The organism is Marinobacter sp. M1C, from assembly GCF_023314135.1.
GTDB lineage: Bacteria > Pseudomonadota > Gammaproteobacteria > Pseudomonadales > Oleiphilaceae > Marinobacter.
In genome coordinates, this window is record NZ_CP092289.1 from 2603004 (window position 1) to 2626808 (window position 23805).

The window sequence follows — 23805 nt, forward strand, 5'->3', positions numbered from 1 at the left end:
GAATACTAAAATATTTTTACGGCGTTCGCGTTTTAACGTCGGGAAAGCGAGCGAGCGCCGTTAAGTTGATTCTGACCCGCTAATTTCCGCGAACAATACTGTAATGGCGCCATATTATAAACAGAATGGGTGTGAAAATCAGGCCAGTTTGAGGCCTGTCATCATAACGGCCTTAACGCTAAGTGACGCAGCCTTGTTAGCTGACTAGAATATGCGCTCTAAGCCGTTTTTGGAGTCACTATTTTGTCGTCCCGTGCTGAGCAGAAAAGCCGTACCCGCCGCGCCTTAATGGATGCTGCCCTTGCCCAGTTAAGCGCCGACCGCAGTTTTGGCAGCCTTAGCCTGCGTGAAGTGACGCGCCAGGCTGGGCTTGCACCTACGTCATTCTATCGCCATTTCGCGGATCTGGACGAGCTGGGCATGACTCTGGTGGACGAAGGCGGCGTGGCGTTGCGCCAGCTGATGCGTCAAGCCCGCCGGCGCATTGTTCGCAACGGCGATGATGGCAGCGCTATCGCGACCTCTATTGATACCTTTATGGAATATTTGCAGGGCAACGCCAACCTGTTCCGCTTGATGCTGCGGGAGCGCACCGGGCTGTCGGAGCATTTTCGGACCGCGATTAAAGCCGAGATTGATCATGTGGCAACGGAACTGGCGGTGGATTTGCGCCGCTTTGCCGCCGCAGAAGGCCACCCTCTGGCGGAGCCCAAGTTGGTGGCCGAGGCTATGGTGGCGCTGGTTTTCAGCCAAGGAGCGGAAGCGCTGGATGCCAGTGCGGAGATTCAGGAACAGCTGAAAGTTAAACTGAAGATTGAGCTGCGGATGGTGTTGTTAGGCGCCCAGGAAATGGGCGCCAAAGGCTGTGACAAGCTTTAAAACAGCCTCGCCAAAACCGACTCTAGCAGCTCGCGTACGCGGGCGAGTTCCGCTTCACCATAGGCCACTGGAGGCTGCGCACCCCACACCGGGCCAGGCCAGGCCGGGTCGTCTTGGTAACGTACGATATGGTGCAAATGAAGCTGCGGTACCATGTTGCCCAGTGCAGCGATGTTCATTTTATCGCCGTCGAACAGTTCCATCATGGCACGGCTGATCTCTGACGACTCCCACAACAAACGCTGCTGATCAGCTTCTTCAAGCTCATAAATCTCGCGAGTGCTTCCGCGCATGGGCACCAGTATCACCCAGGGCCAGGTGCTGTCGTTCATCAGTCGCAGCTCGCACAAACGGCTTTGGCCCAGACTGTGTGTGTCAGCTTCCAGGCGCCGGTGGAGGCTAAAGTCGTTAATGTTTGCCATGCCGCTTCCTGCTATTCACTGTGGAACTGGTTGCGGCCGCGGCCGATGGCGTAATACACCAGGCCGTGGCGTTCCAGCATTTCCGGCTCATAGAGGTTGCGGCCGTCAAATACAACGGGATGCTTGATGGTTCCGGCAATGGCCTTGAAATCTGGCGAGCGGAATTCTTTCCATTCGGTACAGATCGCCAGCACGTCGGCGCCTTTAATGGCCTGCTCTTTGGTTCCGCATAGGGTCAGGCGCGCTTCGTCACCGTAGATGCGCTGGGTTTCTTCCATGGCTTCAGGGTCAAACGCTTGCACGGTTGCGCCGGCTTTCCACAGGTCTTCCATCAGGGTGCGGGCCGAGGCTTCGCGCATGTCGTCGGTGTTGGGCTTGAACGCCAGGCCCCAAAGGCCCACAACCTTGCCCTTCAGATCGCCACGGAAATAGTGGCTGATTTTGTCAAACAGCACGTGCTTCTGGGCGTAGTTGACGGATTCCACCGCGTTCAGAAGCTTGGCCTCGTAACCAATGCTTTCGGCGGTGCGGGCCAGGGCCTGCACGTCTTTGGGGAAGCAGGAACCGCCGTAACCGCAGCCGGGGTAAATAAAGTGGTAACCGATACGGGGATCTGAACCAATACCGCGGCGCACGGCTTCGATGTCGGCGCCCAGGCGCTCTGCCAGGTTGGCAATTTCGTTCATGAAGCTGATTTTGGTGGCCAGTAGCGCGTTGGCGGCGTACTTGGTCAGCTCGGCGGAACGGATGTCCATGTACACCATGCGGTCGTGATTACGGTTAAACGGGTAATACACTTCCTGCAGCAGCTTCGCAGCACGATCGCTGTCGCAGCCGATGATGATTCGATCCGGCTTCATGAAATCGTTAATCGCCGCGCCTTCTTTGAGGAATTCCGGATTCGACACCACATCGAATTCCAACGTCAGGCCGCGGCTATCTAGTTGCGCACGCACTGCAGCTTTGACCTTATCGGCCGTGCCGACCGGTACGGTCGATTTATCAACCACCACCGTGTAATCGTCCATATACTGGCCGATGGAGCGGGCTACCGCGGTGACGTATTGCAGGTCGGCGGAGCCATCTTCGTCTGGCGGCGTACCTACAGCGATAAACTGCAGATTGCTGTGCTTTACCGCTTTTTCAGCGTCGATGGTAAAGGACAGGCGCCCGGCTTCCACTGTGTGCCGCACAATATTTTCCAGACCGGGCTCGTAGATGGGAATCTGACCGTTTTCCAGCTTTGCGATCTTGGCCTGATCCACATCCATGCACAGCACGTTATGACCGACATCTGCCAGGCACGCGCCCGTTACCAATCCTACGTAACCGGTGCCAAAAATCGTTATATTCATGAATCGTTTCCTGCTGTTCTAAGCAAATTAAGGGTAACTGTGAATTCTTGCGGAGCCGGTTCTATTGCTCGCGCTTGCGGGTTTGCCAGATACCTTCCCACGCCAGGGCAGTACCCACAATGGTGTCCAAATTGTCGTAATCCGGCTGCCAGCCCAAGGTGTGCTTGATCAGCTGGTTATCGGCCATCAGCGCCGCCGGGTCGCCCGCACGGCGGACACTGCGCTCAACCGGGAAGTCTACGCCCGAAAGGCGCTTGACCACGCTGATGACTTCATCAACGGTAAAACCGCGGCCGTAGCCGCAGTTCATCACCTGAGACTGACCACCACGGGCCATGTAGTCCAGCGCCATCACGTGGGCCTTGGCCAGGTCTTCCACATGAATATAATCGCGTACGCAGGTGCCATCTCGGGTGTCGTAGTCGGTGCCGAATACGCTCATGCCCTCGCGCTGGCCGGTCGCACATTCGCAGGCGACTTTGATCAGGTGGGTGGCTTCCGGCGTGGCCTGGCCCAGCAGGCCATCGGAGTTGGCACCGGCAACGTTGAAGTAGCGCAAAATAACGTAATTCAGGGACGATGCCGCGGCCAGATCCATAATCATCCGCTCGCTCATCATTTTAGAGGCGCCATACGGATTGATGGGTACTAACGGCAGGTCTTCAGTGAGCACGGTCTGCTCTGGCGTACCGTAGACTGCAGCGGTGGACGAAAACACCATGTAAGGCGTTTGATGGAGCTCAACCGCCTGCAATAAATTCAGGGTGTTGCGTGTGTTGTTGGCGTAGTACTTCAGGGGATTGCTGACCGATTCCGGCACCACAATGTTGGCTGCAAAGTGCAGTACCGCTTCAAACTGATGTTGGCTGAATACGGCGTCAATGGCCTCCGGGTCTGCCAGGTCGCCCACCACCAGTTTGCCGGCGGTAACGGCCCAGCGATAGCCGGTGGACAGATTGTCGAACACCACAATGTCGTGGCCTGCAGCAGCCAGTTGGCGCACGACGTGGCTGCCAATGTAGCCGGCACCGCCGGTAACGAGAACTTTCATGTTCATTTACTCCGTTTTGGCTAACTGGCGCCTAAGTTCGCGCCGACGACTGAAAAACTCACTGATAATACGGCTGCAAGGCTCTGCCAACAAACCGCCACGGGTTTCAACACGCCAGTTAAGGTGAGGTTCGTCAAAGGTACGCCGGGCCGATTCCACCGCGCCGGCTTTGGGCTCGGTAGCGCCGTACACCACTCGGCTGATGCGGCTGTGAACAATCGCGCCCACGCACATGGTGCACGGTTCCAGTGTAACGTAAAGCGTGGCGCCGCTTAACCGGTAATTGTTCAGGTAGGCCGCGGCCTGGCGCAAGGCACAGATTTCGGCGTGGGCAGTCGGGTCGCAGCTGCTGATTGGCTTGTTAAAACCCGCTCCCACTTCCTGGCCGTCAACCACCACTACCGCCCCCACCGGCACCTCGCCCAGAGCGGCGGCCTGTGCCGCCAGCGCCAGAGCTCGGTTCATCCAATGTTCGTCGTTCGCGGGCGGAGAGGTCTGCGATTCATTCATTAACACGCGTTTCCTGACGATAGTTCTTTCCACAGCAAAGATAGCATTGAAACAATTGAGAAAATATTATTGCATCACTACGATTTTATTATTAGCTTTTCCGTTGTGTAAAACTAATAATTCTTCATTAAAAACATCAATCTATTATGATGCCTGAGACCTTCCCGATCATAAACTCTCGGTTTCATAGCCTAATGAATAGAGTGTTTTAGACCGCGCCGGAAAATCCACTGCAACGTAATGATCCCGTTCGTCATTTACCAGGGGAATCACGCCGCGCAAACGCCCTGCGCGGTCTACGCTTGTGCCAGTAACTTCGCCTCCATCCAGTGTCACGTGGCCCATTTGCTCCGCTTGTTCTCCGTTGCAACTGACGTTGATGTGGTAAACCGTCTCGCGATAGCGATAGTGGATTGTGTATGTACCCCAATGTGCAGGGACGCAGGGAGAAATGATCAGATGATCTTTTTCCAGCATCAGGCCCAGAAGGTTTTCCAAAGCCAGCCGATACATCCAGCCCGCCGCTCCGGTGTACCAGGTCCAGCCACCCCGGCCTGTATGCGGCGGTGCGCCGTAGACATCCGCGCACATAACATAGGGTTCAACCCTGTAGTGTTGCATCGAATCCGGCTCACTGCCGTGGTTGACAGGGTTTAGCATGACGAAAAGCTCCCACGCACGTTCCCGGTCGCCCAGCTCGGCGAACGCCATCGTGGCCCAAATTGCAGCATGGGTATACTGGCCACCGTTTTCGCGCACACCCGGGACATAACCTTTGATATAACCGGGTTCAAGAGCGGATTTGTCGAAGGGAGGATCAAGCAGCTGGATTAACCGGGCATCGCGGCGCACCAACCGCTGATCGACCGCCATCATCGCCTGACGAGCGCGCTGGGGATCGCCACCGCCTGAAATAATCGCCCAACTTTGACTGATGGAATCAATCTGGCATTCTTCGTTTTCGGAGGAACCCAGCGGCGTACCGTCATCAAACCAGGCGCGCCGATACCAATCGCCGTCCCAGGCATTCGTTTCGATGTGTTCACTAAGCTGCGAGGCCTGAGCGCTGCACAATTCGGCGAAGACCGTGTCGCCCCGGCCATGTGCCAAAGCGGCAAACTGTTGCAGATTCTGGTACAGAAACCAGGCTAACCAGACGCTTTCACCTCTGCCGTGTTGGCCGACCAAGTTCATTCCATCGTTCCAATCTCCGCATCCCATCAATGGTAACTGATGGTCACCGAAGCGCAGGCCGTGCTTGATACAGCGGACACAATGCTCGTAAAGGCTGGCCGACTCAGCCGAACGCTGAGGCTGATCGTAGTAGGCCTCTTCGTTCGCATACAGCTCGCGTCCCTCCAGGAAATGCACGGGTTCATCAAGAACGTCCGTATCGCCGGTCGCCAGCACGTAACGGCAGGTGGCATAGGGTAGCCAAAGATAATCATCCGAAAAATGGGTTCGAACACCCTGCCCCCTGGGCGGATGCCACCAGTGTTGCACGTCGCCCTTGGCAAACTGGCGCCCGGCGCAACGGATTAGCTGCTCACGGGCAAGCCCCGGTTCGGCATAAATCAAGGCCAGCGTATCCTGCAACTGATCCCGGAAACCGTAGGCGCCTCCAGACTGATAATAGCCACTTCTACCCCAGAGCCGGCATGACAGGGTCTGGTAAAGCAGCCAACCGTTAACCAACACATCCATCGCGGGATCTGGCGTCTCAACCTGCACCGCATTCAAAGTGTGGTGCCAGTATTCTCCGACCGACTCCAAAGCTCGCCGGGCGCCCGCAGACCCGCCGAAGCGCTGAATAAGGTGTTGTGCTTCATCCGTATTGCTGGCCGCGCCGAACACAAACACAATTTCACGCTCTTGCCCGTCAGCCAGTTCAATCTGCGTTTGCAGCGCAGCGCAGGGGTCCAGACCTGCGCCGACTCTACCCGACAGGCGGGTGCGGTGAAGTGCCGCTGGGCTGGCCAGAGAACCGTTGCGACCAATGAACTCACTGCGGTTACCCGTCAGTGTCTGCGCCTGTTCGCCAAGAGCGTCATGGGCAACGTTGGCGAAGACAACCCGATTGGCGCATTCACGGCCATAGGCATTGCGTGCAAACAGTGCCCCGCTGTGCGGATCTTTCTCAGTTACGATGTGCATCTGATTGGAGTGGCGCCACTCGCCGAGCACCAGTTCCCAATATCCGGTAAGCGATATACGCCGCGTTCTGCCCGAATGGTTGTTCAGTTTAATAACCAGGAACTTCACCGGTGCATCCATAGCAACATAGGTGACCAGTTCCGAGGCGATACCGGCCTCGTCGTGCTTAAATACGCTGTACCCAAACCCGTGACGGCAAACATAGCGTGCGCGATGCTGGTTCATTGTTGGCGCCGGCAGTGGCGTCGGTGACCAGAACGCACCGGTGTCCTCGTCGCGGATATACAGCGCCTCGCCGCTGGTGTCGCTCAAAGGATCATTATGCCAGGTGGTAAGGCGGAATTCGTGGGCGTTTTCAACCCAGGTGTAAGCACCTCCACTCTCGCTGACAACCGTGCCAATGTGCGGACTGGCGATAACGTTAACCCATGGCGCCGGTGTCGTTTGCCCTGGCTCGAGGTTAATAACATATTCACGTCCGTCAGATGTGAATCCACCCAAACCATTGAAAAATATAATATTATTAGCCGGAGAAGTGTCGGCACGTTCAGTTGTCTGTTCATCCTTTTTTTCAGAAAACGTTTCAATAACCGTTTGCGCCAAAGGCAGTGGACGATCCGGCACACGCTCTACGAACGCCATACGCCCCACCTGTTCCGCCAAGGTCTCAGCCGTATCTGTGATTACCACGCGAGCAACGGTCATAAACAGGACTCGATCCTCCTCGGAAAGCTCATCGGCGCGCCGCACGAAAACCCCACCCGGTTTGTCGATAGTCTCCGCGTCGACGCCGGCGTTGATTAAGCCCATGATCCGATCCTGCAGAACCGCACGGTAGCCAGAAAAGTCTTCGTTCAGAATTACCAGGTCCGCACTCAGGCCCTTCATCCGCCAATAGGCATGGGCTTGCAGCATCTGCTTCACCAGATCGATGCGATTCAGATCACCTATTCGCAACAGAACGATCGGCAGGTCTCCCGATATGGCGAAGCGCCACAGCCCAGACTGGCCCAACTGGTTTCGGGCAATAACGCTGGGCGCTGAACGACGCAACGTATGTGCGTAAATTACCGAACTGGCCAGCCGGGCATAAACCTGCGCATCCGCCTCCGTTGTATTGATAAGGTGCAGCACTTCTTGGCTTTGGCACCACGCCATTTCAAAGGCGCGCTCGATGAAGTGCCTGTCGCAATATTTCTCGAGCAGCGCAATGGCCGCTTCTCGCGTGTCCGCGACGCCAGAAATGAGCTGTACCGCAGCCGTTTCGTCAGGCGCCAGAGTAACGGTACTGCGGATCGCCACAATGGGATCGAGCACCGGACCTTCCGTATTCGACAGCCGTTGTCCGCCTTTTGTGGTCTCACCTGCAAATTTTTTCGTGTGCTTGGCTTGGCTGCTGTCCAGCATCAAAGGATTTGCAGCGGTTCGACCCCGCCCGATGAACTGGCTGCGGTCGGTTTCATACGACGGTTCGTCGGCATTCGTGCCGGGTGCGGCAAAAAGGTGGAACATCCAGGGTACTTTTTCACCCGGTGTACGCGGGCGACGTGTGCAGAGAATGGCCTGCTGGTCAGGCAGGATTTCGGTCTGGACAAACAAATTACTGAAGGCCCGGTGCGCCAGGTCAGCGTTCAATGGCGCTAACACGACTTCCGCGTAACTTGTCACCTCAATGTGGCGAGTTTTGGAGGATTGATTAGTCAGTGTGATTCGACGGATTTCGACATCGTCTTCGGGCGATACGCTGACTTCGGTGTGCGCCTCGATTGCCTCATCAAGACGGCGATATTCAGCGCGCGCCTGGACAAATATGGCTTCGTAATGATCAGCCTTACGCAGGGTCGGCTGATACGCCGTCGACCAGTACCGCCCCGTGTCGCGATCGCGCAGGTAAATAAAGGTGCCCCAGTTGTCGGCCGTGGCGTCCTCGCGCCAGCGAGTGACAGCCAGATCTTTCCAGCGGCTGTAACCGCCACCCGCATGGGTCGCCATGACGTGGTATCTGCCATTGGACAACAGATGAACTTCGGGTAGCGGTGTATTCAGATGGGTGAATACGCGCATAACGGCCCCGGTTTCCGCTGCGGGAGCCTGAGCGAAAGCACTGACTTCTGAAGCGTGGGGCTGCAACATGGCACTCTGTTTCGGCACCCGTTCCTGTAGCAGTAATTGCGTCGCCCGCGCCAGCGGGTCAGACATAAACCGACGCTGCATAGGCTGATCAAGCAACAGATGCCCGAATGCGAGAAGGCTCATGCCCTGGTGATGCGCCATAAAAGTACGCACGATAGCGTGCTGTTTGCCCCGCGGCACCCGCGACGGCGTGTAATCAATCGCCTCGTAAAATCCGTAATTACCAAGAAAGCCGTTTTCCGCTAATAACTGCAGATTACGACAGGCCGCCAACGGTATTACCATCAGCGCCAACGCACTGGCGTAAGGCGCAATGACCAAGTCGTCTCCAAGGCCGCGCTTCAAACCCATTCCGGGCACACCAAACGCCCGATACTGATAAACCTGGTTCATATCAGTGGCGTTATAACACGACTCAGAAATACCCCAGGGTACCGCACGCTGCCGGCCGTATTCGATCTGGCGCGATACCGCTGATTTGCAGGTCTGATCTAACAAAGTGCTGTCATAACTTGGCATGATCAACTGCGGCATAAGGTACTCGAACATCGAGCCGCTCCAAGAAATAAGGCTCACATCGCCGCCACGACTGGTCAACGGCCTGCCAAGTGCGAACCAGTGCTGCTGTGGTACCTGACCCTGCGCTACGAGCAAAAAACTGGCCAGGCGCGCCTCGGACGCCAGCAAGTCGTAACACGCCGGGTCGCGACGTCGTTCGCCCACATCGAAGCCAATCGCCAATAGGCTGCGGGTGGTATCGTAGAGGAATTCAAAATCCATCATGGCCAGTTCACGGCACCGAACGGAAAGGTCATTGATACTTTGAAGGCGCTCCACAGCGCCCTTGTAACCCGGGCCTCCTGCCTTTGCCAGGGTTGATAGCGTCGGGATGGTATCAAAACGTTCAGGTTCATGAGCCATGCCGCGAAGATCGTCTTGCAACGCGAGGGACTGCTGATCAAAAGTCCGTGCCCAGTAATAGAGTTCACCATCCATATCGGAATTAAGCGGCAAACAGGCAACCAGCCCCCCTGTAATACGATGAAGCCGGTTTAGTGCTTCGTCAGCGGCAATCAGCGTCTGTGGCTGTAAATCAAGAGTAAGCGCATACAAAGTGTTATGAAGCAGTCGGATCTTGCCACTAAGCTCTTGGCTGAGTGCCGCAGGTATATGTTCCTTAAACACGTTCAAGGTATCCTGTAACCCCTGAAACGCATTTTTTGACAGTATGGGCGCGTCTTTCAACTCCGCCAGCCCCGCCTGTAACGTGAGCAAACTGCCTGCCAGGTTACCGCTGTCCACCGAAGACACATACTGCGGTTTCAACGGTTCCAGCGTGCGGGTGTCGTACCAGTTGTAAAAGTGGCCACGGTAGCGCTCCATCTTTTCCATCGTTGCCAGCGTGTTTTCGATCAGACGCAAACATTCACCCGCGTTGATGTAGCCAAAATCGTACGCTGCCAGGTCGGCCAGCAGCGCCATGCCCATATTGGTGGGCGAAGTACGGGGGGCAATAACCGGCGCTGGATATTCTTGAAAGTTATCGGGGGGAAGCCAATTGTCCAGCGGTGAGACGAAGTCGGTGAAAAAACGCCAAGTTCGGCGAGCCGATGTGCGTAGAAAAACGCGCTGGGCACTTGTCAACTTCGGCTCTGGGGTCACCAGCGGCTTACTGATCCACCACGCGACGCCGGGTGACGATAGCCATAACAAGAGTGTGGGCAACCAGTACAACCACTCTGCAGGGCGGACCTGCCACAGTGCAATCGCCAACAAAACCGCTAGGGTTGGCGCGACCCACATCTCCTTGAAATAACCGTCCAGAGTTTTGCGCGCATTACGAATCGCGTAGGATTGCAACTGCCAAAGTAATAAACCGCGCTGGGTAAACAGCATGCGAATCCCCGAACGCAGTATCGCGTCAAGGTGAATTAAGGTTTCGTAGGGCAATAAAACCCAGACCATAGTGGACACTGTTAAAGGTCGCAGCGCAGATTGACTGGTCAGGATCAGATGATGCCGCCCGTTACGCTCGCCAGGTTTACGAATTAATTCAGTCAAAATCCCCAAAAGCGTGGGAATAAAGACGATGCCGGCGACCAGCGAAAACCAAAACCACGCAGGTCCCGGCCCCAGCCACCAGCCACCCGCCAGCAACCCCAACAACGCCGGCGACACGAGGCTGCGGCGCAGATTGTCGACGATCTTCCACTTCGATAAAGTGGAAAGCGGGTTTGGCTGCCGCTGTGTTCCCGGACCGGGCACGTGCGGCAGCAACCAACCTGCAAGCTGCCAGTCACCACGTATCCACCGGTGCCTGCGGCTGGTTTCCTGGGCATAACCGGCCGGATGCTCTTCAATAAGATCGACATCTGTTACCAACGCCGAACGCGCGTAACCGCCCTCCAGCAGGTCGTGGCTAAGTATCAGATTGTTTGGAAACCGACCATCAACGGCCTGGCGAAACGCATCCACGTCGTAAATGCCTTTACCGACGAAAGATCCTTCGCCGTAGATATCCTGATAAACATCCGATACTTCACGGGTGTAAGGATCGATGCCCGCTTCGCCGGCAAACAGTTTGGTAAATCTTGACTGACCTGCACTGGTGAAGTTGATTGAGGCACGCGGCTGCAAAATCGCATAGCCCTCTACAACGCGCCCTTTGCCGGCATCGTAGACCGGCCGGTTGAGCGGGTGCGCCATATTACCAATCAGTGCGCGTGCGGTGTCACGTGGCAGCTGGGTGTCTGTATCAAGGGTAATGACATACTTGATTGACTCCAGGATGGACGAATCACCAATTATTTCCGAAAATGCCGTTTGCCCTTCTCCCCGCAACAAAGCATTAAACTGTTCCAGTTTGCCGCGTTTGCGTTCATGCCCCATCCAAATCTGTTCGATCGAGTTCCACACACGAGGCCGATGAAACAAATAGAAAATACATGGACGATCATCGTTGTAAGTTGCATTGAGCGTATTGATCGCAGAACGTGCGTATTCAAGCAGCGGTTCATCATTCGGCGACGTGCACGAGGACGAATCGTGAAAATCCGTCAGTAATGCAAAAAATAGATTGCGATCTCGATTGCCAAGATAACGGATTTCCAGTGCGTCACGCAGATTATCAACGTCCTGCGTTCGGTTAATCAGCGTAGGAACGACCACCATGGTGCGTTCGCTTTCCGGTATGCCCTTGGAAAAATCCAGACGTGGTAATGCTCGTGGCGGCAGAAACGTCGTCACCACGCGATTTACCAGACCAACGGCCATAGCTGAGCCGCCGATCAAGCCCAGTGCAACAAATAGCCAGTAGCGCCAGTTTCCGGGTTCGAATTCATTAAACGGAAGTAGCGTTATGACTGTCATCACGAAGGTAATCAGCAGAATTGGGCTGAGGTACAGCGACAGGCGGTGGCGCCGACTCATCCGGCTGATCCGTGTTTTCCAGGTCAAACAACAGCCAACGGACTGCTCAAGACCGTCGCGACCGTGATCAATCAGATAGTAACCAACGTGAGCGCTGCGATCACCCGTACCGAATCGCTTTGCAGCCCGCTCAGCAAAAGCAATCGCTTCGCGTGCCACTTCCCACTCGCTGTGGGGGCTCACTCTCGCGATGTCCTCGATAACGTGTCGATAACGATCGCGGGTAGCAAAATCCTGATCAGCGTATGTCGCTGAGGGATCTTCTCGCAAACTCTTTTCGACAACGCTGAGTGATTCGACAAAATCGTTCCAGTCTGTCGCACCAATAAAACGCAAACTGCCGATGCTGTTGGCGATGCTGACCTGATTGGCGGCGGCTGTTCGGCTCGCGGATTGCGACAACTGGCTTGCCGTTACACCCTGTTCGTGTAACTTTTGCTCAACCCAGGCCTGTACAAATGCCAGCGCCGGCCCCTGAATCTGCAGTCTGGCGTAGAACTCTTCTACGAAGGGGGCAGTAAGCGGAACGTCGGCCTCGGCAAACTCTGCCAGCAAATGCACCAGGCGCGCGGGTTCGTTTTCAGCGACTGCGAGCATACGATCTGCCCAGCTGATGGCCGCATCGAGATCTTCACGCCGTCGCGCTATACGTACCGCCACACGGCGAAGATTTTCCAGCAGCGCCAACTGCAACATGATCGGGAATGCCCACAGTTCGCCAAGTTGCAGATGTTCCTCGGTCTGGTAGGCGGCGGCAAACTGGGTGGTGTTGTCAAGATCCACCCGGCCGTCCATATGTGAAATCAGTTCGAGGGCCAGATCATAAATGCGCGGAAAACCGGCAGAAAGACCCTCCGCCAGCCGCGGTAACTGCCGGCTGTAACCACGGGGAAGATGCCGGCGCACCAAATTAATCTGCTGTTCGATGAGGTAGAAATTGTCGAGCAGCCAGGCTTCCGACGGTACCGTTCTGTGTCCGGGCATAACAGCCTTGGTCACAACGTCGTAAGCCAAAAAAAGCACACGCGCATTGTCCGCTAATCTGGGCAGCAGTTTGTCCGGCCCCCGGCGCGGATCGATTCCATGCTGCGCGACCAGTGTAACCGCGTGGCGCTTTAGCTGTTCGACACTAAACAGTTCCGCTCGTAACAACTCCATATCCTGGTCATTAAACGGAAGGTTCGAGGTGCGTGAGGTAGATTTAATGTCCATCGTGTTTATGACATTCTCCTGGTGGGAATCCGAAAAATTCCGTTCAACAAGAATTCAGTACTTCCTTTTTAACTCCTACACCTACATCTATCCACGCCGCCCAATAGTGCGACTCTTATTCAACGAGCACTTATTTCTTGCGCCGTATCACATTTCTTCTTGTACCTGGCCATAGGCCAGCATCGCAAACAAACCTGTGCCTCCCAGAATGTTACCGATGAGTACCGGTACAATGTGGTGAGTAAAAGCGGTAAAGATATTCATTTCGCCATTGAGCACCAGAGTGAATATTTCATTCGATCCGGCAATCACGTGGGTAAAGCCACCCGCCGCAATTAGCCAGGTGAACATAATAATAACCAGTACACTCGACCCCTTCGCCGAAGGCAGCATCCACACCAGGGCCGCTATGAAAAAGCCTGAGGGAATGCCGCGCAAAAACGTCTCCATGGGGGTCAACGTCGTCAAGTGGCGCGAGATCTCTAGTATTGCAAAGAGGGTGTCGTCGGTGAGGATGCTCCCGTAGACCGCTATAGCGGCGGTTAGAAATGTGCCACACACGTTGGCTGACAGCACGATTGCCCAGAGCCTTGCAGCGCTATAAAACTGATTGCGAGTGGGGTCGGCCAAAACCGGTAACACCACCGTAATGGTGTTTTCGGTGAACAGTTGAAGCCGACAAAGAATGACCAGTACAAACCCGAACGCGTAGCCCAAGCTTTCAAATAACGTCAAGTAGGGGTGGTCGGAACCCATGTTGGCGCGAATAATTCCTTCGGCCAACACCGAGGTTGAAATTCCAATACCCGCTGCTACGCCGGACCACCAGAGCGATATTTTCGGACGGTGTAACTCTTCCTCACCCTCACGCCAGATGACGGAATAAATAGCCAGCGACGACAACTTTCGATTTTCGGCCACTGAGTCACGTTCTTTCGGACCTAATGACTTTTCGCTCGAGGTAGGTGTTCGTTCTCGAGTCTCACGACCCTGAGCCCTGGCACGAGATTCTTGGTCATCGGACTCTTTCTTGGCCTTATCTTCGGGGGAGGTATTCCAACTGGCATCGCCGTCACTCATTTGACTGCCCTCTGACTATCCTGGAACGCTTTTGTTGCTCAAAAATTCAGTGACTCGGCAAAATTGACTCCGTTTGCCAGACTGCGCCGCTCAAACATTATCATCGCGAATTATGATAACTCAGATTCTGCGATTAACGCAGATGGCATAAAACACGACATGAAGCGGAAAGTAACCCTGATCGTCGCGCTTGAAAAGCCAGCTTGAACCTGTGATGGAAGACTTACTCGCAACCCCCTAGGTATAATGCTCGTCCATAATTCGGGCCAGTATTGGACGCTCATTAAAAGATAGGAAGCCCTCTTGCGAATCCTCTTCAATCACAACATCTCCGGCACGGCTGATCTCATTGACCTGATGCGGCGCGCTCGGCCAGATCTCTACGTTATCGCGACCCATGAGCGGCGAGATACTCCGATCGCACTCGCGGCGAACCGGCTGTTGCCAGAGCCGTTCGAGGCCCGATTGATGAGTCCTGACGCTTATGCAAATTGGCTGCTTCAGATCGCGCTCGCGGAGGGTGCAGAATTGGTGGTGCCTTACCGACGACGCGATGAACTGGCTGAATTCCAGGGCATGTTCAAAGCCCAAGGGGTTCGGCTTCTGACTGTCGCGGACTCACACACAATAAGACTCATTGAAGACAAACCATCACTTCTGGCAAGAATGCAGTTGGCTGAAATACCGACCACCCCATTCCGGCTCTTTGAGGGTGCTGAAGGATACGCGCGCCTACGCGCAGAAGGCCGGCTCTTCCCCGATCACCCAGGCCTCCTCTGCGTGAAACCCGCTGCTGGCATATACGGGGCGGGATTTCGCATTCTCCATGATGAACTGCCCCCCGACACCCCACTCTCCGGCTTATCCACGCTGGATTTGTCCGACGTTGCCTTCCGTGCCCTGCTCGCGACTGTATCGCAGCCAGAGCCGATGATGCTGATGCCGTTCCTTGAGGGACCGGAACGAAGTGTTGATTTTTCCTGTTATGAAGGACACTTACTTGGAACGGTGACCCGAGTCAAAGCCAAGACCTCGCAGATGCTCTTTCACGACTCCTACGGGGAGGAGCTCGCCGGACTGATCGCGCAGACATTTAAGTTGACGGGAGTCTTGAACCTACAAACAATTGAAGATGCCAGCGGAACGCAGAGGCTAATGGAAGTGAATACCCGCGCTTCCGGCGGCATCGGAATGACAGGGCTGACAAACGTCAACCTGCCTGCACTTTTGCTTAATGCATTGGATGGCCCCGTACCGGATTGTCCGGCACGGGTCATTGGAGAGGTATGTGCGGGGCGACGCGAACTGTTCTGGGGGGTTTAAGCGAACGGCCGATTATTTGCGACCGGCGGTCCAGCGAAATCCCCAGTCGTACTGTTTGTCCAGAGCCTTATGGCCACTGTGGAAAGTGACCTGCCGGGAGACGCGCACCTGACCGTTGTGATTGTCTATGCCAACCACCGCGCACATGCTGCCGTCCTGTTCGAACTCGTTCATCCGGATTTCGACTTCTGGCTGCCCCGGAACCAGTACTCGAACAATTCCGTCGGTTTCCTTCCAGTTCGGAACCCCTTCGTAAATGAATGCGTAAACAAGAACGCGCTTGATGTCGGCCCATCGGTCCCCGTTTATCTCAAGCCATTCTCCGTCTGAGACGGAGCCGGTACGATCATCCCCGAGCAGTCGCACAAAGGGCGCCTGCTGGAAGTCACCGAAGCCGTTGCCAAGCGCCTGAACCACATGTCTTTTACCGTCTCGCGTTTCTACGAACGCGCCCAGGTCAAGGTCGATCGCGACCGAGCCTTTCGAGAAAAACCCGGTTTTTTTCTGGGTTTGGCTCTGGTTCCAATTCAAGTTGATCTGCATTTTTCCAAAACGGCCGCCCTCTTTCTTCAAAGAGACCGTGTTGTTCTGCTTGGTCAGACTCACTTTCGAGAGGTTGACCGAACTTCTTGACGGCGAGGGAGTCGGGCTTGGAGCCGGAGTTGAAATAGGAGTCGGCGTTGAAATGGGAGCCGGAGTTGAAATGGGAGCAGGCGCCGGGGTTGGAGGGGGTGCGGGTGTTGGAGTCGGAACAGGCGGAGCCGGCTCGGCAATTTCGACGCCAAGGTGTTTCGCCAACGCGGCCAGCCCTCCATTAAACCCTTGCCCAACGACCCTGAATTTCCAGGCTCCGTTGCGCTGATAAAGTTCGGCCAGAATAAGCGCCGTTTCTGTCATGCCGGCGCAGGGAATGGCACCCTGTATTCCGCCCGCATCCAGTGTAATCTCCGGGACTTTCGAGAACGATGCCCGATTCTCGTGAATCGTGGCCGTAAACACCACCTTTTCTATCTCGGCTGGAACTTGGCCAAGCCCCAAAGCAAACCGGGCCTCTCCGTTTTCGGAGCCCGACAGCGCCACAGCGCCGCCGGCAACCGACGGCTGCCCGTAAAAACACATATCCGCATCTGACCGAACTTTGCCCGACGCAGTAACCAAAAAAGCGGACACGTCGATATCCGCACCCGGTATGGTGCCATGGCGGATCAGAACGGTTAGGTCATTCGAGGTAAGGGGCGCGTTTGCGCCAGGGCCCAGGACAGTCATCAGGAACTCCTTAATAAACCGGTGCGGGCCACCAAAATGGCGGCCCGCCCCCGAACTAGCCGATGTTCACGCCGTGTGCCGTGGCCAATGGTCCTAGACCGCCTGCGAAGCCGGCGCCAATTGCCTTCATTTTCCACTCTTCGTTATGCCGATAGATCTCACCAAAAATCATAGCAGTCTCGGTTGAGTAGTCTTCGGAGAGGTCGTACTTCGCAAGTTCAGCGCCTCCGTTCTGGTTAAGAATGCGCATAAACGCATTGCTAACCTGGCCAAAGTTCTGATTTTTCTTTTCGGCTTCGTGAATCGTCACCACGAAAACCAGCTTTTTCACGTCCGCCGGGATTTTTGACAGGTCGATCTTGACTTGCTCGTCGTCACCTTCACCTTCGCCGGTGCGGTTGTCACCAAGGTGCTCAACAGCGCCGCCAAGCCCGCTCAGATTTCTGTAGAAAATGAAATCCTCGTCGGAACGCACCTTGCCGTTTTCACCGCAGATAAATACTGACGCGTCCAGGTCAAATTCTGTGCCGTCAGTAACGCGCGGGTCCCAGCCAAGACCAACCAGGATGGAAGTGAGACCCGGAGCCTCTTTAGAAAGCGAAACGTTGCCACCTTTACTAAGAGAAATTGCCATGTCGTTTTCCTTTGCGAAATGTAAGTTGTAACCCGCCCGAATCAGACGGGTAAATATTACAGGTTGCTACCAAACTCGTTGTGCATCGTTATACGTAGTTATACATTAAGGGGTCGCGACCCCAACGAATGCGTCAGCCACTCCGCTGTACTGAGCGACGGTGAACAGCAGATAAGAGACCGCCATAACCCCACCGGCAATCCGACCAATTCGGCCGACAAACAGCAGGAAGAGCGCGAACACAAACGTTACGGCAAGAACGATCAACAGGTCAAACTGGCCGAACCGCGGATCGATCACCAGCGGCTTCACTACTGCCGTAATCGCCATCACCGACAGGATGTTGAAAATATTCGATCCAACAATTCCGCCAATGATCATATCCGACTGACCCTTACGAGCCGCCGCCACGCAGGCTGTTAGCTCAGGCAGGGAGGTGCCGAATGCAATCACGGTCATCCCGATTACCGCTTCGGGAACGCCCAGCGCGAATCCGCCGGCAACCGCCCCCTGAACGAGCACTTCCGACCCGATCACAAGGGTTACAATTCCGATCGTGACCATAACAAAAGGATTCCCGGGAACCCCATCTTCGCCCTCGTCGTCTTCGTCGACTTCGATTTTACTGGCTTTGTACTGATAGGTTACATAGGCAACAATAGCGAAAACCATTGCCAAACCTGCCCAGCGGGGCAGAAGCTCGGCCCAGACTGCAACGGCCATAGCCCCGGTGGCGAAAATCATCACCAGGGTGTCGACCCGAGCTTTTTTACGGTCAAACACGACCGGGGCGATCATTGCCGAAATACCAACCACCATCAACACGTTAGCGATGTTGGACCCGATTACGTTTCCGACCGCGATGCCTGAAAAGCCGCTGATGTTTGCGTTCACCGATGTAAACAGTTCCGGCGCCGAAGTACCAAACGCAACGATGGTCGCCGCAATGAACATCTTCGAAAGGCCAGACCTTTCAGCAATGCGTACCGCTGAGTCAATCGTGATATCACCCCCTTTAACAAGAAGCCATACCCCGAAAAAAATAGCACCCAGCGCAATAACAGCGAGCTGATAGGTGGTTAATCCGTCCATTTATGATTCCGTTTATTTAAAAAATTGAGGGCAGCATGAGCCGCCCTCGTTGAATTCTCTATTAAAGATCGAAATCGGCGGGTTTCAACCCGAGCTCCAGACAGATCTCGCGCACTACGGCCTTTTCATCGTCATCAAAGGTTCCATCTGACGCACCGATCGCGCAGGCAACACGAACCATAACGCGAGCTTGTTCCTCGTTATCACGAAGGCGACCGACCACTTTGAGCGCCTCGGCTTTACCGATCGCCGCGTCGAAATCAAAATTCCCGACGACCTTCTCAAAGTAGGCAATCACGTCGGTCATCGCGAAGTGCTTGAGCTCATCCGAGTTGCGCATGTACCCCGCCATCTTCTGTTTCTCATCAGAGGATACGGTTCCATCCGCCGCCGCCACCAGGGCACAGGAGGCAACAACGGCCTCCATAAAGGTGCGATTGCGGAACTTCGACACTTCCGCAGTCAGGCGGGTGCGGGCTTCATTACTTTTGTCTTTTAACCAGTTCAACATAGTTAATCTCCTGTTAGATGACAGATTTCGAAACGCCTACCAGGTCGTCGACAGTGCGGCCGGTGGCTTGAACTCCGTGGGCCGTCATGCTCCACCCGTCGCTGCCTTTTGACAAAGACGCCATAACAACGCCTGTATGTGCGCCTTGCTCGCGCAAAGTGTAAGTGCAGATTTCTTTTTGATTGGTGTCGTCGACCAGTCGGGCGACTGCGTTATCGACTTCATTAAAAGTTTGACCGCGAAAGCTGTTCACGGTGAAAACCAGGTGCGCAGCTTTTGCGTCCAGACGGGACAGATCGACCCGAATCACTTCGTCATCGCCATCGCCCTCACCGGTCAGGTTGTCGCCGTCATGGGTGATTGCGCCGTTTGATGATTTGAGTTTGGTGAAACAGACTCTGTCAATTTCATTCTTCGCGCTGTCAAAAACGAGTACGCTTGCGTCCAGATCAATGGATGAGGCGCCACCGCCAAACAGCTTCGACAGGAAGCCGCCGCTGCTTTTCACCGGATCCCAGCCCAGCCCCATGAAAACACGGGTCAGTCCCGGATTATCTTTTGACAGACTTATCGCCTGGCCTTTCGATAGAGAAATACTCATTTCTTAATTCCTTTTATGGCTTTGAAAAACAGTACAATTTTCTGCATCTGTTGTGCAATGCATTTTCCATTCCTTAATGAATCCTAATTTACATTTTCAGCCGGTACCAGTCTCTCGCTTATAACTGCCCTGCCCAAACGAGTGACACCCGAACCGATCCGCCCGCGCTAATGTGCGGCGTGCCCACGCAGCATGGGTTGCAGGCTCGCACATAACGCCACCAATCTGAAACACGGCACTTGCGTCCCGATCAAGGATTGCTCTGGCTGCACGAAGGTCCTCTTCCGATACGGAGAACGCACCTTCAATGATCGGGACCTGAGCCGGATGGATGGCTGTTTTTGAGACGAATCCCATTTGCACATCGCGTTCCACCTCACGGCGCAACGTCTCCGTGTCTTCAATGATGTCAAAGACCGGGGCGGAAACGGGAATCCCGGCCGGGATCAGAATCGATGCCGCCATCGATAAAAACCAGCCAAGCGGCCCCTCGTAGGCCGTCATGCCACGCACCCGGCGCAGCGCCATCGAACCCAGAAGATCGTTCCCACCAATCCGGACCGCGGCGATCCTGTCAGGTCCGGCACTCAGCAGTAGGTCCCGAAACTGAATCAGCCGGGCCGGATCGAAAAATTCCGGTGTCTCAAGCGTTGGCATGAGTTTCAGGGTGGTTCCTGACAGCAGCGAAATCCAGTCCGGGGCGGTTTCAGGCCGCGCCTTCGGCAAAACAAAACCGTCAATCTGGGTAATGCCGTCAATAGCCCGAAGCCGGCACGCCATATCGTAAGACCGGGGCCGGATGAAAACCTGCGGCCGGCTGTCAATGTTACCAAGACGGGTCTTTAGCAGTTCCGTCAGGGTTCGGATGCCTTTCTCAATGTCCTCCTCACGCAGCGCGTCCTCCAGGCAAAGAACAATCGATGAGGCTGGCGACGGTGCCAACCCTGACACTATGTCAGGCACCTTCGGATGTATGGCGGGCATGTAGAGAGTAGCCCCCAGTTTATAAGCCGCAAACATATGAGACCCAAAGTCAGTCATTTAGTTTCCCTGATGAGCGTAATCGCCCGGTAAGGGCCGGTGAGGTCAGGCGCCTCAATCAGATTGACCCCGTCCTGACGGCAAAGATGAATGAGCGCTGCAAGGTCTGGGTCTTCGCTGAGCGATCGAACCAGGACGCATTCTGGCCGGCGCCGCAGAACCGCCCTTGTAGCCTCCGCAATGCCTGGCTTGATGCGGTTGCGGTTCTGCACTCCGAACCGCGTGGCAACCGCCGCAACGGTGCGGTCCGCCTCTGTGCGGAACCGGGCAGCCGCGGACGAGTCCGCCTCTGGATCCAACTCAACCCGAGCTTCCAGCGTCGACAACGCCACATCCACCCGATCGACAAACGAGCGCGACAAGTCAATATCAGCGAGGTGATCCAGCAGGATGCAGCCGTGATAGTCCCCTGGCCCTATCAGGTCAGACCGGAGGATGGAGCGGGAGATAAGACCGGACACGTTACCGCCAAGAATGCCGGAGGGGATCAGCCAGTCCTCGCGGGATCCGCAGAGGTTTGCACGGCCGCAAGGGTCGGCGATCACAGCGAGCATTGGCTCCCGGTCAGTGAGAGCCCGCCAGGACTCCGCCAGCTCCGCCGTGATGGCCCCTTTGCCGGTCCACCCGTCAACGAAGATCACCCCGTCAACAGGGCGCCGCGCAAGAACTTCCCCCATGGCCGCCTCGTCAAGGCCCCGATCGCGGATGATCGAGATTCCGAAATGGGTGACGTCGGCGCCCAATCGGGCTAAATCGCGCTTAAGCAGAACCCCGTAAGGCACTCCGGCCCGAACAAGGCTGCACAAGGTGATTTCCTGGTTCAAACGGCCCTGCTGGACCAGATCAAGAATTTGCCCCGCCAGGGAACGGATGTCTCGGGCGAGCCGCGGCACTCCAAGCCGACAAGACTCCTCGAACAGCGACAGGTAACGGGCATCTGGGCGCCGCTCCTCGGAGATCATTTCCGAGTAATGGGTCACACCGGCCTGAATTCGGCGCTCTTTCTCCTCCACCGGGGTGGGTTCAAGCGCGACCGGCTTCAACAAAAATTCCACGTCTTCCGGTAGATAGCTGCCTGAAAAAGGGCGCTTTTCGGTATCCGTCAATGGGCGGCTCAAGGTGTTAGATCCCCATCGGACGCTCTCGCCATCAGGCCTGCAATCTGCGACCCGGACGGGGTCATGATGAAATCGCAGAGACCCATGAACGGAAGGTCCGTCAGGCTGTCTCCAATGCCGATCAGCGGCGCCCCGCTGCCGTCTTTGATGCTGTCTATCAGATGCCGACAGGCTTCCCGCTTTGAGATGCCTGTTGGCGTGAACGAGAGATTATTGCCGTTTGCGTGTTGTTGCAGACCGGACAAATCGAACCGGCTTGCGAGGAGCTCCGCTGCGGCGTTGATACCGTTCCGAACGTCTTCCGCCCCGGTCGCGTTCATCTTCACGCAGAAATAGACCGGCGCGCCGTACTCTTCGACGATCCAACTGCGGGCTGCAGCGCCGAATTCCGCACTGATAAGCCCGGACATATCGCGCAGCAACGCTTCTGCGCTGCGCCCAATGTGCGCCGTGTGCGCGAGCCAGTCAGGGTCTGCAATGCCCTCGGCGTTCAAAATCACCGCCCCGTTGGCCAGAATAGCGCGCCGGGTGCCAAAATCGAGATGAACTCGGGAGAAGGCGTCGGTGCTACGGGCAGTCACCGGAATCACCGCCCCGGTTGCCCTCAGCGCCGAGAGTAGGCCCTGCTGCGCCGGGTTCATGTGGCCATGGTGGCCATTGGTCGCGGTGGTTACCCGGGTAAGGGCTTCGCCCTGCGGGTGTTTGTGAAATGATCGAAAAAGAGTGTCGTCAAGATCCGTCAAGTAGATACATTGGCCCATTACGTCTCGAACTCCGTCACTTGGCCGGCTCCGTTAATGATGTGCCCGCGCCCAAGATAGGCCCGGAGCGTTGGGCAGATTCCGTCATTACCTGTTTCAGTCATGATGATGACTCGAGCGCAGGGGCGTTCGGGAACGTTGTGAAGATACATCGGTACGCCTACCCGGTAATGGTCTGGAAACGTCACTTTATGCCGGATAACCTCTCCGTTGAGGATTGGCGAGCGAGTCGTTGCGACGAACTTTACATCTGCCCCTTCCTGCTCAAGGCGTTCAGCAAGTAGCATCGGACCCCAAACGTGCTCCCCGGTTCCGATCACAAGAACGGAGTCGCCTGCGGCCACCGTCGGCAGAGCGGCCGGAATCAAGGGCGCTGTCTGTTTGCTTATCGATTCAACAATCGGTTCGACAGTCGGCTCCATCTGAAGCCCAAGCCGCGGAGCATTGGACAGCGGATTCGGCACAGAGTTCAGGTTCGAGCTCGGAACCCAGGCCGGAAGTGTCGCTTCCCCGGCCCAAACCGGGACAGCCGGGAGCGCTGCTTTAGCGTCTTGCTCCCATCGCCACTCCCCTCGAACTAAAGAGAACGCGTCCACCGGGATGCCAGGGCAGAGCTCCGCGATTGCTTGGGCGGCTCGTCCGTTAGACCAGTCGGTCAGGGTCAGAAGTAGAACACGTTTAACGTCTACCCCGCCGTCATGAACCGCCTTGAACAAAGCCGCAAAGGTGTTTCCGGTGGTTGTTTCGTCATCCACAAGAACAAGCGTTCTTGCAGGCCCGCTTAACAGCTCGCACGACGTTGGCGCCATCACATGATGTGCGGTAGCGTGACTGTGCCCTTCCGAAAAGCTGACCCATTCCCGACCCGCAACCGGGTGCCGGGTGGTCGACAGGTAGAGCAGGTCCGCTTCGGGCCGCCGCTCCCGGATGCGCCGAGCCGCAGCCGCTCCAATCCCCACCGCCGTCTCCGCGTAACCCATCACCAAAAGAGGGCCGCCAAGCAGCGCATCGGGAATCTGATCGACGATTCCGTTAACCGCATCAAAATGGTCCCGCGGTCTGACGGGGATATGGCGCCCGAGTACGGTGGATACGAAAAGAAAGCTGCGCTTAGGGTTGATACGCTCCGCAATCCGGAATAATTCGCCGTCTGTCGGCGCTGCGCTGGTCCGCAGCTCAAGAACCCCTGTGTTCAGAGGATGTCGCGTGATAACCGGTGTTTTTTGCATCCGT

General features: G+C 55.9%; 17 protein-coding genes. 2 read left to right on the forward strand and 15 right to left on the reverse strand.

What is annotated here, in order from left to right; translation table 11 throughout:
• Positions 1-243 precede the first annotated feature (243 nt).
• On the forward strand, positions 244-879 hold the full coding sequence (fabR, locus tag MIH19_RS12220; protein ID WP_349292873.1) for an HTH-type transcriptional repressor FabR: 636 nt from the start codon (positions 244-246) through the stop codon (positions 877-879).
• On the opposite strand, the gene MIH19_RS12225 is transcribed toward fabR, so the two are convergent.
• The 6 genes from MIH19_RS12225 to MIH19_RS12250 all read right to left on the reverse strand — a co-directional run bounded on the left by MIH19_RS12225 (position 876) and on the right by MIH19_RS12250 (position 14225).
• Positions 876-1301 (reverse strand): HIT family protein, encoded by a 426-nt coding sequence (locus MIH19_RS12225; RefSeq protein ID WP_249005147.1) that lies wholly within the window; start codon positions 1299-1301, stop codon positions 876-878. The two genes, fabR and MIH19_RS12225, sit on opposite strands and share 4 nt — an antisense overlap.
• An 11-nt stretch (positions 1302-1312) precedes the next feature.
• Positions 1313-2656: a UDP-glucose/GDP-mannose dehydrogenase family protein gene (locus tag MIH19_RS12230; RefSeq protein WP_249005148.1), complete on the reverse strand. Its 1344-nt coding sequence runs from the start codon at positions 2654-2656 to the stop codon at positions 1313-1315.
• A gap of 61 nt (positions 2657-2717) precedes the next feature.
• A complete protein-coding gene (galE, locus tag MIH19_RS12235; protein WP_249005149.1) occupies positions 2718-3707 on the reverse strand; it encodes a UDP-glucose 4-epimerase GalE in 990 nt (329 codons plus the stop codon).
• A 6-nt stretch (positions 3708-3713) separates the two neighbouring features.
• Entirely contained in the window at positions 3714-4217 is a 504-nt protein-coding gene (gene tadA, locus MIH19_RS12240) for a tRNA adenosine(34) deaminase TadA (RefSeq protein WP_249005150.1), read from the reverse strand.
• Between the two features lie 168 nt (positions 4218-4385).
• Positions 4386-13091, reverse strand: a complete 8706-nt coding sequence (locus MIH19_RS12245; RefSeq protein WP_249005151.1) for a glucoamylase family protein — start codon at positions 13089-13091, stop codon at positions 4386-4388.
• A gap of 201 nt (positions 13092-13292) precedes the next feature.
• Positions 13293-14225 carry a formate/nitrite transporter family protein gene (locus MIH19_RS12250; protein WP_249005152.1) on the reverse strand — a complete coding sequence of 311 codons (933 nt, stop codon included), beginning with the start codon at positions 14223-14225 and terminating at the stop codon, positions 13293-13295.
• Between the two features lie 303 nt (positions 14226-14528).
• Between MIH19_RS12250 and MIH19_RS12255 the strand changes: the two genes are divergently transcribed.
• Positions 14529-15548, forward strand: coding sequence for an ATP-grasp domain-containing protein (locus tag MIH19_RS12255; protein ID WP_249005153.1), 1020 nt, complete (start codon positions 14529-14531; stop codon positions 15546-15548).
• Positions 15549-15560: 12 nt separating this feature from the next.
• On the opposite strand, the gene MIH19_RS12260 is transcribed toward MIH19_RS12255, so the two are convergent.
• The 9 genes from MIH19_RS12260 to MIH19_RS12300 all read right to left on the reverse strand — a co-directional run bounded on the left by MIH19_RS12260 (position 15561) and on the right by MIH19_RS12300 (position 23801).
• On the reverse strand, positions 15561-16814 hold the full coding sequence (locus MIH19_RS12260) for a TerD family protein (RefSeq protein WP_249005154.1): 1254 nt from the start codon (positions 16812-16814) through the stop codon (positions 15561-15563).
• Positions 16815-16869: 55 nt separating this feature from the next.
• Entirely contained in the window at positions 16870-17448 is a 579-nt protein-coding gene (locus MIH19_RS12265) for a TerD family protein (RefSeq protein WP_249005155.1), read from the reverse strand.
• 105 nt (positions 17449-17553) lie between these two features.
• Positions 17554-18540, reverse strand: a complete 987-nt coding sequence (locus MIH19_RS12270) for a calcium/sodium antiporter (protein ID WP_249005156.1) — start codon at positions 18538-18540, stop codon at positions 17554-17556.
• Positions 18541-18601: 61 nt separating this feature from the next.
• Entirely contained in the window at positions 18602-19051 is a 450-nt protein-coding gene (locus tag MIH19_RS12275; RefSeq protein ID WP_249005157.1) for a tellurite resistance TerB family protein, read from the reverse strand.
• A gap of 13 nt (positions 19052-19064) precedes the next feature.
• Positions 19065-19652, reverse strand: a complete 588-nt coding sequence (locus MIH19_RS12280; protein ID WP_249005158.1) for a TerD family protein — start codon at positions 19650-19652, stop codon at positions 19065-19067.
• 96 nt (positions 19653-19748) lie between these two features.
• A complete protein-coding gene (locus tag MIH19_RS12285) occupies positions 19749-20693 on the reverse strand; it encodes an HpcH/HpaI aldolase/citrate lyase family protein (RefSeq protein ID WP_249005159.1) in 945 nt (314 codons plus the stop codon).
• Positions 20690-21799: a cysteine protease StiP family protein gene (locus MIH19_RS12290; RefSeq protein WP_249005160.1), complete on the reverse strand. Its 1110-nt coding sequence runs from the start codon at positions 21797-21799 to the stop codon at positions 20690-20692. The genes MIH19_RS12285 and MIH19_RS12290 overlap by 4 nt, the downstream gene beginning before the upstream one ends.
• 8 nt (positions 21800-21807) lie before the next feature.
• Positions 21808-22572 carry a hypothetical protein gene (locus tag MIH19_RS12295; protein WP_249005161.1) on the reverse strand — a complete coding sequence of 255 codons (765 nt, stop codon included), beginning with the start codon at positions 22570-22572 and terminating at the stop codon, positions 21808-21810.
• Positions 22572-23801, reverse strand: a complete 1230-nt coding sequence (locus tag MIH19_RS12300) for a phosphoribosyltransferase domain-containing protein (protein ID WP_249005162.1) — start codon at positions 23799-23801, stop codon at positions 22572-22574. Before MIH19_RS12300 ends, MIH19_RS12295 begins: the two co-directional genes overlap by 1 nt.
• Positions 23802-23805 lie beyond the last annotated feature (4 nt).

Coding starts and splice junctions, on each gene's coding strand:
- MIH19_RS12285 (WP_249005159.1), bottom strand. CDS start 20,693: ATGACTGACTTTGGGTCTCATATGTTTGCGGCTTATAAACTGGGGGCT.
- MIH19_RS12295 (WP_249005161.1), bottom strand. CDS start 22,572: ATGGGCCAATGTATCTACTTGACGGATCTTGACGACACTCTTTTTCGA.
- MIH19_RS12300 (WP_249005162.1), bottom strand. CDS start 23,801: ATGCAAAAAACACCGGTTATCACGCGACATCCTCTGAACACAGGGGTT.
- MIH19_RS12245 (WP_249005151.1), bottom strand. CDS start 13,091: ATGGAGTTGTTACGAGCGGAACTGTTTAGTGTCGAACAGCTAAAGCGC.
- MIH19_RS12225 (WP_249005147.1), bottom strand. CDS start 1,301: ATGGCAAACATTAACGACTTTAGCCTCCACCGGCGCCTGGAAGCTGAC.
- MIH19_RS12230 (WP_249005148.1), bottom strand. CDS start 2,656: ATGAATATAACGATTTTTGGCACCGGTTACGTAGGATTGGTAACGGGC.
- MIH19_RS12260 (WP_249005154.1), bottom strand. CDS start 16,814: ATGACTGTCCTGGGCCCTGGCGCAAACGCGCCCCTTACCTCGAATGAC.
- MIH19_RS12280 (WP_249005158.1), bottom strand. CDS start 19,652: ATGAGTATTTCTCTATCGAAAGGCCAGGCGATAAGTCTGTCAAAAGAT.
- galE (WP_249005149.1), bottom strand. CDS start 3,707: ATGAAAGTTCTCGTTACCGGCGGTGCCGGCTACATTGGCAGCCACGTC.
- MIH19_RS12270 (WP_249005156.1), bottom strand. CDS start 18,540: ATGGACGGATTAACCACCTATCAGCTCGCTGTTATTGCGCTGGGTGCT.
- MIH19_RS12265 (WP_249005155.1), bottom strand. CDS start 17,448: ATGGCAATTTCTCTTAGTAAAGGTGGCAACGTTTCGCTTTCTAAAGAG.
- tadA (WP_249005150.1), bottom strand. CDS start 4,217: ATGAATGAATCGCAGACCTCTCCGCCCGCGAACGACGAACATTGGATG.
- MIH19_RS12250 (WP_249005152.1), bottom strand. CDS start 14,225: ATGAGTGACGGCGATGCCAGTTGGAATACCTCCCCCGAAGATAAGGCC.
- MIH19_RS12275 (WP_249005157.1), bottom strand. CDS start 19,051: ATGTTGAACTGGTTAAAAGACAAAAGTAATGAAGCCCGCACCCGCCTG.